The sequence below is a fragment of the Rudanella paleaurantiibacter genome (genome assembly GCF_009184635.1).
GTDB classification, from domain to species: Bacteria; Bacteroidota; Bacteroidia; order Cytophagales; family Spirosomataceae; genus Rudanella; species Rudanella paleaurantiibacter.
Genome location: NZ_WELI01000005.1, coordinates 17,182 through 31,039 on the forward strand (window position 1 = coordinate 17,182; position 13,858 = coordinate 31,039).

General features: G+C 56.6%; 8 protein-coding genes. 5 read left to right on the forward strand and 3 right to left on the reverse strand.

Annotation, left to right across the window (positions count from 1 at the left end; translation table 11 throughout):
• Positions 1-32: 32 nt before the first annotated feature.
• The 3 genes from xylA to F5984_RS12215 form a co-directional block, all read right to left on the reverse strand.
• Positions 33-1,364 (reverse strand): xylose isomerase, encoded by a 1,332-nt coding sequence (gene xylA, locus F5984_RS12205; RefSeq protein WP_152124560.1) that lies wholly within the window; start codon positions 1,362-1,364, stop codon positions 33-35.
• 170 nt (positions 1,365-1,534) lie between these two features.
• On the reverse strand, positions 1,535-2,257 hold the full coding sequence (locus F5984_RS12210; RefSeq protein WP_152124561.1) for an NUDIX hydrolase: 723 nt from the start codon (positions 2,255-2,257) through the stop codon (positions 1,535-1,537).
• Positions 2,258-2,278: 21 nt separating this feature from the next.
• Positions 2,279-3,304, reverse strand: coding sequence for a LacI family DNA-binding transcriptional regulator (locus F5984_RS12215; RefSeq protein WP_152124562.1), 1,026 nt, complete (start codon positions 3,302-3,304; stop codon positions 2,279-2,281).
• 380 nt (positions 3,305-3,684) lie between these two features.
• Here F5984_RS12215 and F5984_RS12220 point away from each other — a divergent pair, with 380 nt between their 5' ends.
• The 5 genes from F5984_RS12220 (at position 3,685) to F5984_RS12240 (ending at position 13,844) form a co-directional block, all read left to right on the forward strand.
• On the forward strand, positions 3,685-6,810 hold the full coding sequence (locus tag F5984_RS12220; protein WP_185155499.1) for a SusC/RagA family TonB-linked outer membrane protein: 3,126 nt from the start codon (positions 3,685-3,687) through the stop codon (positions 6,808-6,810).
• Positions 6,811-6,837: 27 nt separating this feature from the next.
• The gene (locus F5984_RS12225; RefSeq protein WP_152124564.1) at positions 6,838-8,586 is read left to right on the forward strand and encodes a RagB/SusD family nutrient uptake outer membrane protein; all 1,749 of its coding nucleotides are present in this window, start codon (positions 6,838-6,840) and stop codon (positions 8,584-8,586) included.
• 77 nt (positions 8,587-8,663) lie between these two features.
• Positions 8,664-10,274, forward strand: a complete 1,611-nt coding sequence (locus F5984_RS12230; RefSeq protein WP_152124565.1) for an endo-1,4-beta-xylanase — start codon at positions 8,664-8,666, stop codon at positions 10,272-10,274.
• 99 nt (positions 10,275-10,373) lie between these two features.
• Entirely contained in the window at positions 10,374-12,365 is a 1,992-nt protein-coding gene (locus tag F5984_RS12235) for a sialate O-acetylesterase (protein WP_152124566.1), read from the forward strand.
• Between the two features lie 30 nt (positions 12,366-12,395).
• Positions 12,396-13,844 (forward strand): glucuronyl esterase domain-containing protein, encoded by a 1,449-nt coding sequence (locus F5984_RS12240; protein ID WP_152124567.1) that lies wholly within the window; start codon positions 12,396-12,398, stop codon positions 13,842-13,844.
• Positions 13,845-13,858: the final 14 nt, after the last annotated feature.

Here is a 13,858-nt window from a genome sequence, read left to right on the forward strand (position 1 = left end):
TCGTTAAGGAGCAATACTCTCGTTTACCGTAATCAGATGTACTGATTGATGAGGCTTTCGAGCCACTCCTGCTTGCCACTGCGCATTTGCGGCTCGCCGTTTTCGAGCGTGTACGACCGCAGGTCTTCGAGTGTCAGCTTACCCTCTTCAAACGCTTTGCCCTGACCAGAGTCGAACGATGCGTAACGCTCCTTGCGGAAGGCGAGGTAGTCTGACTCGCGCAGAATAGCATCGGCCACGATGAACGACCGGGCAAACGCATCCATGCCGCTGATGTGCGCAATAAACAGGTCTTCCATGTCGGTTGAGTTCCGGCGTACCTTCGCGTCGAAGTTGATGCCACCCGGCTGAATACCACCGGCTTGCAGGATTACGAGCGCAGCCTCGGTCAGTTCGTAAATATTGATCGGGAACTGATCGGTGTCCCAACCATTCTGGTAATCGCCCCGGTTGGCGTCGATGCTGCCGAGCATACCCGCGTCGGCGGCTACCTGCAACTCGTGCTCAAAGGTGTGACCCGCCAGGGTCGCGTGGTTCACCTCAATGTTCAGTTGGAAATCCTTATCCAGGCCGTATTGGCGCAGGAATCCGATTACCGTAGCGGCATCATAATCATATTGATGCTTGGTCGGCTCCATCGGCTTGGGCTCAATAAAGAACGTGCCTTTAAAGCCTTGTTTGCGGGCATAGTCGCGGGCAACAGTCAGGAACTGTGCCAGATGCTCCACTTCGCGCTTCATGTTCGTATTCAGCAGCGACATATAGCCTTCACGACCACCCCAGAACACGTAGTTTTCACCACCGAGGGCAATGGTTGCATCGAGGGCGTTTTTCACCTGCGTGCCAGCGTAGGCCAATACCGCAAAGTCGGGGTTGGTAGAGGCCCCGTTCATATACCGGGGGTTCGAGAATACGTTGGCCGTTCCCCACAGCAGTTTTACCCCGCTGGCCTGTTGTTTTTGCTTGGCGTAATCGACGATGGCCTGCATCCGGCTTTCGTATTCAGCAGCCGTGGGGCCTTCGTCTACGAGGTCAACATCGTGGAAGCAATAATATGGAGCCCCGATTTTGGTGATAAACTCAAAAGCGGCATCCATCTTGAGCCGGGCGCGCACGTTGGCGTCATTGTCGGCATCCCAGGGGAACACGCGGGTTCCGGGACCGAAGGGGTCACCACCTGTGCCACAGAACGTATGCCAGTAGCTAATGGCAAAACGTAGCTGATCGCGCAGGGTTTTACCACCCACCACCTGATCGGGATTGTACCACTTGAACGCCAGTGGGTTCTTTGATTTGGGGCCTTCGTAACCGATTGCACCAACGCCTTTGAAAAACTCGTTATCGCCGAGAGTGATCGTTGACATAGTTGTTAATACGTTAGAATTAAGTGGTTTATGTTGCTTGCTTGATGTCCCGCCGGGGAGAGGCCCGTTGGCGGTGTAAAGTTGACATTTATTCGTTAATCGTCAAAGTGACACTTAATAATTTTAACACCCTGTTTTTCCCTTTGCCCTCACATTCGCTCAATCACCTTTTATCCCTGCCCGGTGTCTGATTTGGTTCGTTCGTTTGAGTTTGGAATGAAGTTGAGAAACGAATGGGTCAGCTCTTCGTATTTGGCCGTATCAACCTGATAGTAGTAAGCCCCTTTTTTCGAAAAGCCTTTCTGTTTTTCGTCCAGCTTGATTAACAGGTTCGTAGACAAAATCTTACGACTGAAGTTGCGCTTATCGAACTCTGTGTTGTAGATGGCGTCGTAAAGCTTTTTGAGTTGTGGAATGGTGAATTTTTCGGGTAATAGCTCAAATCCAATGGGGTGTTGCGAAGCTTTGTAGCGCAGTCGCGCGATGGCCAGTTCAACCATTTGCGCGTGGTCGAAGAGGAGCGGAGGCAGGTCGTACAGGGAGAACCAACGGGCCTGATGGGTTTCGGAAATGGCGCATGCATAGTCGGCAACGTTGACGAGGGCGAAATACGCCACCGAAATGGTGCGGGCGATGGGGTCGCGGTTAGGGTCGCCGAAGACGTGTAACTGCTCCAGATACACGTTGGTCAGACCGGTCAGTTCCAGCAGAATCCGGTGGGCGGCTTCGCCCAATCCCTCGTGGGGTTGCAGCCAACCGCCCATCAGTGACCAGGTTTCGTCGTCGACGCCCCGTTTGACCAGCAGCACATTGAGCGATTCGCCGTCGAACCCAAAAATAATCGAGTCTAAAGCGACAAGGTACGGATGCTGGTTTTTGTACTGGTCTAACATAGGCGGTTGGCAGGTGGGGGCTTAGTGCGCTTTTTTAAGCGAAGACGCCCGAATAATCAGTTCAGACCGCAAAATAATGGTATTGGTGGTTTGCATGTCCATCAATCCGTTCAGATGATTGATCAGACTCTTTACGGCGATCTCGCCCATTTCGCGGCCGGGGTAGTGAATCGTAGTCAGGTTGGGCTCAACCACCTGAGAAACAGGGTCGTTATTGAAACCCACTACGGCGACATCGGCCGGAATGGACAGCCCCGCCTTTTTTAACTGCCCCATACAGGTAACGGCACAAAGGTCATTGGTAACAAACAGTCCGTCCGGGCGGTGGGGGAAAGCCATTAGTTGTCGGGCGGCTTCAACCCCGGCCTCCTGGCTGAGGTCGGTTTCGAGCACCAACTGCTTTTCGTAGTGAATATCACGGTCCTGTAAAGCCATACGATATCCTTTCAGCCGGTCGGCATATACGTTACGCTTGAGATTACCCGTTACGTGCATCAGCCGGGTGCATCCCTGTTCGAGCAGGTGCGTTGTGGCTTCGTAGCCCGCCTTCACATTGTCGATCACAATACTGGGGCACTGATTGTGCTCAATTACCCGGTCGAAAAACAGGAGGGGTACCCCCTTATTGATGAAATCGTCGAAGTGCTCAATGTCTTCGGTATCGTACGAAACAGACACCAGCAACCCATCAACCCGGCTATCGAACATGGTCTTGGCGTTCGCTTTTTCCTTGCGTGCCGATTCTAGTGACTGGCTGATAATGAGGTTATAACCGGCTTCGTTGGCCACTTTTTCCATACCCGCCAGGGCACACGACATGAAGTTACTGTTCAGCCGGGGGACAATTACGCCGATCGTATTCGTGCGTTGCCGACGCAGGTTACTGGCAAACGTATTGGACCGATAGCCCATTTGTCGGGCCATTGAGGTGATTACGTCTTTGGTATCGCTTCGAATGGCCGGATGGTCGTTGAGTGCCCGACTGACGGTGGCGGGTGAGTAATTGAGCCGCTTGGCTATATCGTATATCGTAACTTCTTTCTCCATGATTGACTTCCGTACAAGTTGGGCCTCTCTATTTGTACCACAAATTAAGTACCAACCCGCTTATTTTTACCGTTTGCAACCCATTGCATAAGTAGTTTCCGTGGGTAAGTAAAAGGACTGTTGCCTTAGGCGATATTTTATGTCTGATTTATCCCGATTCTTTGCATTTTTTGTGCGCATGTGAATGGGTAATGCTGAGGTATATCGGTTGTTCTGGGGAAACCCCTAGGCTATTGCACTAAATCGGGTTTGGATGACACAAAAAAATTATTTTTTTCTGCAACCGATTGCAAATTTAAATTTAACACTAATACTTTGCAAAAAAATGGGTGTACAGTTGCCACTGTGCATCGATAAACGACACACACATCTGGTAGATGATGAAAACTTTCCTATTACAACTCAGATCCATTGGCCGTAAACGACCCGCCTGCAACTGGAGGGGCTTGTTGGCGGTAGTAGTGGGGCTTGGCACCTGGCTCAATGTGCAGGCACAAACCCCTACCGTACAGGTTAAGGGCTTAGTGGTGGATGAAAACAATCAGCCACTGCCCGGCACATCGGTGGTTATTAAAAACACCCAGCGCGGTACCGCGGCCGATGCGAATGGTCGGTTTACGATTGCTGCCACGCCAAACAGCACACTTGTGCTATCGCTGGTGGGCTATGGCTCTAAAGAAGTATCGACCGGCAACGGGAGCGAAGAGCTGCGGGTGCAGCTGACCCCGTCGAACAACCAGTTGAGCGAGGTGGTCGTGGTGGGATACGGTACCCAGCGCCGGTCTGACCTGACCGGTTCGGTGGTTTCGGTCGACTCACGGGCGTTGAAGGAAGTACCGGCAGCCAACCTGCTACAGGCATTACAGGGCCGGGCCGCCGGGGTCGATCTGGCCCGTACGGGAACAGCGCCCGGTGCGGGTGCGCAGCTGCGGATTCGGGGTAACCGCTCGCTTAGCGGCTCCAACGACGCCCTGATTGTGGTTGACGGGGTGCCCTATGGCGGTAGCCTCAATGACCTGAACACCGACGATATCGCAACGATCGACATTCTCAAAGATGCATCAGCAACCGCTATTTATGGCTCGCGGGGCTCAAACGGGGTGTTGCTCATCACCACCAAGCGGGGTCGGGTAGGGAAGCCTACCATTACCTACAGCGGGCAGGCGGGGCAAAACACCATTCTGGGGCAGTACCCCATGCTCAACGGCGCTGAATTTAAAGCGATGCGCGATCTGGCGCAGTACAGCGCGGGCTACTCACCCGACGAACTGGCGGGAATTACGGCGGGTACGTCGACCAACTGGCAGGATTTGCTGTACAAAAAAGGGTTCGTGACCAACAACGAACTGAGCCTGTCGGGCGGTAGCGAAAGCACAACCTACGGTTTTTCAGGCGGTTATTACAAGGAAACGGGCGTCATTACCGGTCAGAAATTCGAGCGATTCTCGCTCCGCACCTCAATCGACACAAAAATCGGGAGTCGGGTGAGTGTCGGTTTTACCAACCTGAGCAACCTCAACTACACCCGTGGAGAGGGTATTAACCCGGTGTACAACACGCTGCGTATCAGCCCGCTGACCTCGCCGACCTTGCCTGACGGAACGCCCAACCTGCGCCCGCTGCGTGGCACGGTCGATGAACTGTCGACGATGAACCCCGTTACACTCGATGATGCCAACGCCATTGTGCAGCGCCGTCGGCGCATCACCACGTTTAACAGCCTGTACGGTGAAGTGCGGATTCTGGATGGACTCAAGTACCGGCTCAACGTAGGTCTCGATTTCCGGCAGGAGAACTTCGGACAATACCTCGGCCCCAACACGATCATCAACGCGGGCTCAACCTTGCCGACCCAGAACAGCGCGGCTGTACAGAACGGCGAGGCTTACCGCTACACCATCGATAATATCCTGACGTACGAAAAAGTATTCGCCGAGAAGCACCGGCTGACCTTCACGGGCCTATACGGGGTGCAGCAGGATCGCAGCTTTACCAACCGGGTCGAAGCAACCGGCTTACCGGCCGACTATATCCAATACTATAACCTGAACCTCGCCAGCGGTACGCCGGTGGTACCCGCTGGTGGGGCCAACAGCTTCAGCCGCAGCGGTCTGGTGTCGATGATGGCGCGGGTCAACTATGTGTTCTCGGATCGGTATCTGCTGACGGCTACCTTCCGGCGCGATGGTTCGTCGGTGTTCCCCGAGGGTACGTGGCTCAATTACCCCGCGTTTGCGGTGGGCTGGAACATCAGCAACGAGTCGTTCCTGAAAAACAACGCCTACATCTCGAACCTCAAGCTGCGGGCGGGTTATGGCGTAACGGGTAACCAGGGGATTCCGGCCGGGGCTACCCGGGGGAGTCTGGCTACCAACCGCTATAACTTCGGTACCACCAACGTACTGGGTTATTTTGTGAGTACCCTTGGCAACCAGGGGCTGAAGTGGGAGTCGACAAGCAACGTGAACGTAGGTCTGGATTTTGGTCTGTTCAACAACCGCCTGACGGGTTCGGTTGATCTGTATCAGCAAACCACCGAAGGGCTGCTGGTGCAGAAAAACCTGCCGCTCAGCAACGGGGCCAACAGCTACTGGACCAACGCGGCCAAAACCCAGGGCCGTGGGGTGGAGGTTGTACTGAACTCCGTAAACGTTGACAACCGCACGAGTGGCTTTAAGTGGACAACGGACCTGAACTTCTCGCTCAACCGGGAGAAAATTCTGGCCCTGGAAGACCCCGCCAAGATCCAGGACATTGGCAACGGCTGGTTTGTGGGTCAACCGATCAACGTGATTTACGATTACACAAAACTGGGTATCTGGCAAACGAACGAGGCCGATCAGGCAGCCCGGTACAATGCCGCTCCGGGTCAGATTAAACTCGCCGACCTGAACAACGACGGCCGGATTACCGATGCCGACCGCAGTGTAGTGGGGACGTTCCAGCCGAAGTGGATTGGGGGTATGACCAACCGGTTTACGTACAAAAACTGGGAACTGACGGCTACCATGAATGCCCGGATCGGCAACCGGCTGGTAGCGACCTATTTCCAGTCGGACGGTACAGGTACGGGCTACGCCTTCCTGAACAACGGCCGGGTAAACCAGCCCAAGTTCGATTACTGGACCCCCACCAACCCGACCAACGCGTTTCCGATGCCCGCCCCCGGCGACCGGATCAACTTCTCATCGACCCTGGGGTACTACGATGGGTCGTTTGTGCGGATGCAGAGCCTCAACCTGGCGTACAATCTCGCGCCAACGCTGCTCAAGCGCATGGGCTTCAGCCGGGCACAGGTGTACGTAACCTCGCGTAACCCGTTCCTTATTTACTCGCCGTTTGTGCGGGCCGGCCTGGGTATTGACCCCGAAGGGACCGGTACGGGTGGAGCGGTGCCAACGCAGGGCGCGGGCGCGGGTACGGGTGTTACAGGCCGGGCTATCACGGTGGGCCTGACAACCCCGCCCACCCGGCAACTGCTCGTTGGCGTCAACCTTTCGTTCTAATTCTCCACAATCTCGGTTAAGACAATCATGAAAATTCATACGTTTTTCAAAAAGGGTACGTGGGGCCTTATGCTGACGGCGGTGTTGGCAACGGGCTGCCAGGATGTACTCGAACAGGAGTTTCGTTCGGATCTGGGCCCTGAATTCTTTGCAACGGCCGGTGGTCTGGAAGGGGGCGTAACCGCTTCGTATTCGATTGCCCGCTTTTTCTGGGGCTCAGAGGGCTACACGTACACCGAAAACGCGGGTACCGACGAGTCAATTCTGGGGGCCAGCGACGGCAACCGGACCTTCTTTGAATATAACAACATTCTGCCGTCGGTAGGGGAGGTGGCCTCGATCTGGAACAACAGCTACCAGGCCATCAACAACCTCAACGGGGTGCTCAAATTCGGTCCTTCAGCCGCTATCGACCCGGCTCGTCGGACGGCATTATTGGCTGAGGCTAAGTTTCTACGGGCGTTTTATTACTTCCAGCTCGTGCGCAATTTTGGCGATGTCCCCCTGAGCCTGAGCTTTATCGATGTCCCTACCACGTCGGCTACCCGCGCTCCGCAGGCCGAGGTGTACGCGGCCATGATTAAGGACCTGACGGAAGCCGTGCAGGAGTTACCCGCCACTTCGAACCAATCGAAAGGCCGGGCTACCAAACCAGCCGCGCTCCATTTATTGGCAAAAGTGTACCTAACCCGCGGCTGGTCGGCAGCGGCTCAACCGTCTGACTTTGCGACGGCAGCCGCTACGGCCCGTCAGCTGATCGATAATCAGGCAACCTACGGGCTGGGTCTGGAGCAGGATTTCGCGAACGTGTTCCGCGAAGGCAACGAATACGGCCGGGAGTCCATTTTTGTGATCGACCGGAATACCGACCCGAGCTATGCCGAAAGCCAGTTTAACAACTCGCCCCAGATTGCCAACGGCAACAAAGAAAATCGGCTTAACTTCTATTGGGTATCGCTGTACACCAACGCGTTGAACGTTAACTTCGGTATTTCGGGGGCACCGGCCAATTCGATCGCTGTGATGGACCGCGACACCCGCAACGGTCGGCCATTCCGCCGATTCCGCCCCACGAACTATACGCTCAACACGGCGTTTGGCGAGCGCAACAATGATTCGCGGTATTTCAAAACGTTCCAGTCGGCCTGGATCTTCAACCGCACCACGCCCGTAACAACCTCGCGTGGGTCGCTCGTGGCCGGTCGCGATACGGCCATCTGGATGCCGGGCGTAGAGGTGACTGAGGCTCAGCGTCGGGCGTTCAAGGGGGTTATTCTGGCACCGTCGCAGTACACCGCCGACCTGCACCCGACCATGACGAAGCACGCGGCTGTGAATCGCCTGACGGTCAACGAGTCGTCGTACCGGCCTATCATTCTGTTCCGTCTGGCGGATACCTACCTGCTGGCGGCTGAGGCTTATATTAAGGATAACAAACCGCAGGAAGCCGCGGCCATGATCAATGCCGTTCGGCAGCGGGCCGCGTTCAAGGCCACTAACACGGCCGCCCAGAATGCGGCAGCCGCTACGGCCATGACCATCAGCCCATCGCAGGCTACGATTGATTTTCTGCTCGATGAGCGCACCCGCGAGTTGTACGGCGAGAATACCCGCTGGCATGATCTGGTGCGGACCCAGAGCCTCAAGCGCCGGTTGGAACAGTACAACCCAACGCCGGGCTTCCGGGATTTCCACCTGCTGCGGCCCATTCCGCAGTCACAGATTGACCTGACAACGACAGGACCAAAGTTTCCACAAAATCCTGGCTATAATTAGTGGTTGGGCTTGCGGCCGGGACGCTGGAACTACCTTGATTCCGGCCGCAACCTTTGTACTCCAGATAACTTGTCTCCATGTACGTTTCCAACAAACTTGTCGGCTGTCTGGCTACCCTGTCGGTAGTTGCCCTGACGGCCTGTGAACCGATCGACATGGCGGCCGATCGGCAGTTGAGCTACAACCCGACCGACGTGACGGGTACGCTGAAGGAGGCCGCCGATTTTCCCGTGGGGGTGGCCATTGCGTACGATCTGATGAAGAACGACCCGCGATACGCGGCCCTCGTGAAGTCGGAATTCGACAATGTGACCTTTGAATACCAGATGAAGCACGGGGCCATGGTACGCAACAACGGCACCATCGACTTTACCCGGACCGACGAGCTGGTGAACCTCGTGGGTATGCCCGTGTACGGACACGTACTGGCCTGGCACCAGAACAACAATGGGGATTACCTGCGCTCACTGGCCAGCACGGCTGTATCGAGTAACCCGGTCAACCTGATCGAAAACGGTGATTTTGAAGCGGGCAGTGGTAACACGTTTACCAACTGGAACAACCTGGTGGGCGGCAATGCCGTGGGGACGTACTCGGCCGAAACCGCTGATGTAGAGCCTAATACCGGCAGTCGGCGGGCGCTGCGAGTGACGGTAACCACACCCGGTGCCAATGCCTACGACATGCAGTCGCTCGGGCCCAGCTTTACGGCCGTGGCCGGTCGGCAGTACCGGGTAAGTGTATCTGTCAAAGCCCTGTCGGGCAGCGGACAGTTTAAGCTGGTGTTGCAAAATACGGCCTACACCGAAAACCAGCTGACGTTTTCGACCAACGCCTGGGCGACCTATGTCTGGAACGTGACGGTGGGCGAAACCAACCCACAACTCAAACTTCACTTCAATGGTGCGGGTACGTACCTGATTGATAACGTGAAGGTTGAAGATGCCAGCGCCGGAGCACCCCCGACGTCGGGACAGGTAGCTACCCGGGTAGACAACGCCCTGAAAACCTGGATTCAGGCTATGGTGGGCCGCTACAAAGACAAAGTTCGCGCCTGGGATGTCGTGAACGAGCCGTACACCGATGGCGCTGTATTTCGGACGGGCGCATCAACCGGCGATACCTACTATTGGGCGCAGTTTATGGGCCGCAGCTACGTAGCCAAAGCGTTTACCTACGCCAATCAGGCCGACCCAACCGCCGACCTGTTCATCAACGACTACAACCTGGAGTCGAATGCGGCCAAGCTTGACTCGATTATCGGGCTGGTAAAAGAGCTACAGGCCCAGAAAGTGCCGATCACCGGCATTGGTACGCAGATGCACGTGAACTGGAACACCTCCTACGCGGGCATTGAGTCGATGTTTAAGAAATTGGCGGCTACGGGCCTGAAAATAAAGATTACAGAACTCGACGTGCGGGTGAATCCGAATAATGTGACTGATTTTCAGAATTCACCCCAATGGCTGGACTACCAGGCGGCTATGTACAACTACATCATTAATTCGTACATCCGCAACGTGCCGGCCAATCAGCGCTATGGGGTCACGGTCTGGAACGTCACGGATAAAGACAGCTGGATTGTGCTCTCGCAGGGCCGTACTGATTTTCCTACTCTTTGGGATAAGGATTACAACAAAAAGCCGGCTTATGCCGGTATGCTCAAAGGGTTGCAGGGTAAAGAATAAGGGGAATATGCTTCCTTACACAGACTTATCATAGGTAATTAATCGCACACTTCCCGCTGGTTCGGTGGGAAGTGTGTTCTCGTTTTTATGAGCGACTGTATGCAACTGTTCACGATACGCCTGTTGGCCCTTTGGTTGTCCGGAATTAGCCTGGTGGGGATGCCCGCCTGGGCCGATGTTCGGCTGCCCAAACTGATTACAGATGGCATGGTTCTGCAACGCGACGTGCCGCTGAACATCTGGGGCTGGGCCGATCCGGGCGAAGTCGTGACCGTTTCGTGGGCGGGGCAATCGTACCGGGCCACCACCGGCCCCGACCGGACCTGGCGGGTTCAACTCCCGGCGCAACGGGCGGGCGGACCTTATTCGATGACCATTGGGGGGCGAAACACGCTCAAGCTGAATGATTTACTGGTGGGGGATGTGTGGCTTTGCTCGGGCCAGTCGAATATGGAGTTACCCATGAACCGGGTTGTGGATCTGTACGCTGAACTGATGGCGACGGCCAATTACCCGCATATCCGACTGTTCAACGTACCCACCCGCTACTCGTTTAACGCTGCGCTGGACGACGTGCCACCCGGCCGTTGGGAGGCCGTAACGCCCAAAACGATTGGGGCATTCACGGCGGTGGGGTTCTTTTTTGCCAAATCGCTACACGAAAAATATGGCGTGCCCATTGGCCTCATCAAAGCGAGTGTGGGCGGGTCGCCCGCTGAGGCCTGGCTGAGTGACGAGGCCCTGAACGCGTTTCCGACGCATATGGCTGTTGCCCAAAAAATGGCCGATAGTACCCATGTGGCCGGGATTCGGCAGGCCGACGATGCCCGGAGCCGGACCTGGTACACCCAAATCTGGCAAACCGACAAAGGGCGGCATGGCGCGCAACCCTGGTTCGACCCGACCTACGATGCGAGCCGTTGGCCCCGGATGAATCTGCCCGGCTACTGGGCCGATGAATCTGATCCGGCCCTGAAAAACCTGAATGGGGTGGTCTGGTTCCGCAAAGAGTTTGATGTACCGGCTTCCCTCGCCGGGCAACCCGCCCGGCTGCGGCTGGGGACTATTGTCGACCGTGATTCGGTGTACCTCAATGGTTCGTTTGTCGGCACGATTGGCTACCAGTACCCCCCGCGCAAATACGATGTGCCGGCGGGTGGGCTGCGCCCCGGCAAAAACACCCTTGTGGTGCGGGTGATCAACAACATCGGGCGGGGTGGTTTTACGCCCGACAAACCGTATAGGCTCGAAGTAGGGGGGCAGGTGATTGATCTGAAAGGCTCGTGGCAGTATCAGGTCGGGGCGGAGGCTCAGCCGTTGCTGCCTCAAACGTTTTTTCAGTACATGCCCGGCGGCCTGTACAAAGGCATGATTGCCCCGCTGCTGCCGTATGCGTTTAAAGGGGTGATCTGGTATCAGGGCGAGTCGAACGTAAGCCGGGCGGGTGAGTACCGGGATCTGTTTTCGGCCGTTATCAACGACTGGCGCGGGCATTGGCAGGGCGCTACTCCGCAGACTCCGTTCCCATTTCTGTTTGTACAATTAGCCAATTACCTGCCTGTGCAGAACGATCCCGTCGACAGTGAGTGGGCGCAACTGCGGGAGGGACAGCGGCAAACCCTCGCCCTTCCCAATACCGGCATGGCCGTGGCCATCGACCTGGGCGAGTGGAATGATATTCACCCGTTGAACAAAGCAGACGTGGGCAAACGGCTCGCGCTGGCTGCCGAACGGGTTGCGTACGGCAATAAAACAGGCGTAACGAGTGGCCCTGTATTCGAGTCGATGCGGCTTAAAGGGGGCCGGTTGGTGCTCCGGTTCCGGGAAACGGGCAGCGGATTAGTGAGCCGTAACACCCCTGATCTAAAGCAGTTTGCCGTAGCAGCGATGGGCCCTGATGGTAAACTGGGGCCTTACCTGTGGGCCAACGCCCGGATACGGGGAAATACCGTGGAGGTCTGGCACGACGCCGTTCGTCGGCCGGTAGCCGTTCGGTATGCGTGGGCCGACAACCCCGAGGGCGCTAACCTGTACAACCGCGAGGGCCTGCCCGCGTCGCCGTTTAGCGCACAGTTGCCCGCAAGCCGGTAAGTATTTGTTTCAAGACGTTTAGAATAGCCTATGCATACCTTTTCCAAAACCATAGCGGGTATCCTGTCGGCTGGGGTGCTCCTGATTCCCACAGGCAGTTGGGGGCAGTTTGGCCCGCGTACACCCGAGCAGGATAGTCTGCTGGCGCGGCAAGGGCGACTGACGCAGGCCGATCACCGGGCGATGCTGGCCTTACTGGGGATTACCCAGCTACGACCGGGCCCCTCGGGAAACCCGCAGGCACCCAATGCCGCGAACGTCGACGAAAGCAAAGCCACCACCTACACCGCCCTGCCTGATCCGCTCCGGCTCAAAAACGGGCAAAAGGTCACATCGGCCCGTCAGTGGTGGCAGCAGCGCCGACCCGAACTGGTGGAAGACTTCGACCGGGAGGTGTACGGCCGGGTGCCCGCCGATACGCCGGCTGTGCGTTGGGAGGTTGTCAGTACCAAAGACACCGTGAATGGGTCGTTCCCGATTCGGTTGAAGCAGCTGATAGGGCATGTCGATAATACGCGGTACCCGGCCATTCAGGTTCGAATTGAGTTGATGCTGGCAACTCCCGCCGAAGCAACCGGCCCTGTGCCCGTGATGATGAGTTACGGTTTTCGATTTCCGCCGGGGTTTCGGCCCCCGCAACCGCCAGCCTCTACTACGGCCCCGGCTGTTCCGAGCTGGCAGCAGCAATTGCTGGCTAAAGGATGGGGGTACGCTGTTATCTACCCCACCAGCTATCAGGCCGACAATGGCGCGGGGCTTACCGAGGGCATCATTGGCCTTATGAACAAAGGGGGGCGCCGGAAACCCGACGATTGGGGGGCGTTGCGAGCCTGGGCCTGGGGGGCCAGCCGGGCGCTCGATTATTTCGAAACGGATAAGGCGGTTGATGCCCGGCAGGTAGGCATCGAAGGGCTTTCGCGCTACGGCAAAGCGGCCATTGTGACTATGGCCTACGATTCCCGTTTTGCCATCGGGTTTATCGGGTCGTCGGGCGAGGGGGGCGTTAAGATTCACCGGCGCACGTTTGGCGAGCAGGTCGAGAACGTGGCTTCTGCGGCCGAATACCACTGGATGGCGGGAAATTTTATCAAGTATGCTGGCCCGCTGACCCCCAACGATTTACCCGTGGATGCCCACGAACTGGTCGCCCTTTGTGCACCCCGCCCCGTATTTATTAGCTCGGGTTCACCCACGGTAGAGGGGCAGTGGGTCGATGCGAAGGGGATGTTTCTGGGGGGCGCGTACGCCGGACCGGTGTACGAGTTGCTGGGTAAAAAAGGGCTTGGTACACAGGCCTTTCCGCCCCTCGAAACCGCCCTGGTCGACGGAGATATTGCCTTTCGGCAGCATAGTGGTGGCCATACAACCGGACCTAACTGGCCCACGTTTCTGGCGTTTGCCGACCGGTACATGGGCGTTGGCAAAGGTGAAACAATGGGGAGTAGCTCGGGAAAACCCCGTCGCCGGGACCGGAAGTGAACCGGTTGGCAACC

Excerpts from the sequence above, each read along its gene's own strand:
- xylA (WP_152124560.1), bottom strand. The coding sequence starts at position 1,364 with ATGTCAACGATCACTCTCGGCGATAACGAGTTTTTCAAAGGCGTTGGT.
- F5984_RS12210 (WP_152124561.1), bottom strand. The coding sequence starts at position 2,257 with ATGTTAGACCAGTACAAAAACCAGCATCCGTACCTTGTCGCTTTAGAC.
- F5984_RS12215 (WP_152124562.1), bottom strand. The coding sequence starts at position 3,304 with ATGGAGAAAGAAGTTACGATATACGATATAGCCAAGCGGCTCAATTAC.
- F5984_RS12220 (WP_185155499.1), top strand. The coding sequence starts at position 3,685 with ATGAAAACTTTCCTATTACAACTCAGATCCATTGGCCGTAAACGACCC.
- F5984_RS12225 (WP_152124564.1), top strand. The coding sequence starts at position 6,838 with ATGAAAATTCATACGTTTTTCAAAAAGGGTACGTGGGGCCTTATGCTG.
- F5984_RS12230 (WP_152124565.1), top strand. The coding sequence starts at position 8,664 with ATGTACGTTTCCAACAAACTTGTCGGCTGTCTGGCTACCCTGTCGGTA.
- F5984_RS12235 (WP_152124566.1), top strand. The coding sequence starts at position 10,374 with ATGCAACTGTTCACGATACGCCTGTTGGCCCTTTGGTTGTCCGGAATT.
- F5984_RS12240 (WP_152124567.1), top strand. The coding sequence starts at position 12,396 with ATGCATACCTTTTCCAAAACCATAGCGGGTATCCTGTCGGCTGGGGTG.